This is a genomic window from Psychrobacter sp. 1Y4, from assembly GCF_051847555.1.
On the sequence record NZ_JBPYDE010001072.1, the window covers coordinates 1 to 536 of the forward strand.

The 536-nt window shown below is 53.2% G+C and carries 1 pseudogene; it reads left to right on the forward strand.

Annotated features, from left to right (window positions below):
* Nucleotides 1-536, forward strand: a pseudogene (locus ACS8FC_RS20480) (hypothetical protein); the annotation flags it as partial.

Consider the following 536-nt stretch of genomic DNA (forward strand, 5'->3'; position numbering starts at 1 on the left):
CGCATGGCTTTGCTGAAGCGGCGATTCAAGAAGCCAAATCAGTATCGCTTGAAAAAGAAGGCATTGCGAGAGCGAATGTCATCAAGGCAACTGGACAGGCTCAGGCTCAAACAGACCGTGAAAAAGGGATGGCTGAAGCTGAGGTTATCGCGGCTCGCGGTGCGTCTAAAGCAAAAGCCGAGCGTGACATCGGTATGGTCGATGCAGAGATTGTTGCCGCTCGCGGTGAATCTAATGCCAAAGCCGAGCGTGATGTCGGTATGGCCAATGCTGAAGTTATCGCCGCTCGCGGTGAATCAAACGCCAAGGCAGAGCGTGACGTTGGACTGGCAAAAGCCGAAGTCACTCGTGCGCACTTCCAAGCCGAAGCAGATGGTCTGGTCGAGAAATTCAATGCCATGGGTAGCATGAGCAAAGAGGCACGTGAGCACGAAGAGTTCCGCATGGGTCTTGAGACCGCGCTACAAGAAGCATTGGCATCTATTGATGCAGGTAAAGAGATTGCCAAAGAAAACGCCGAAGTCTTGGCAGTGGCG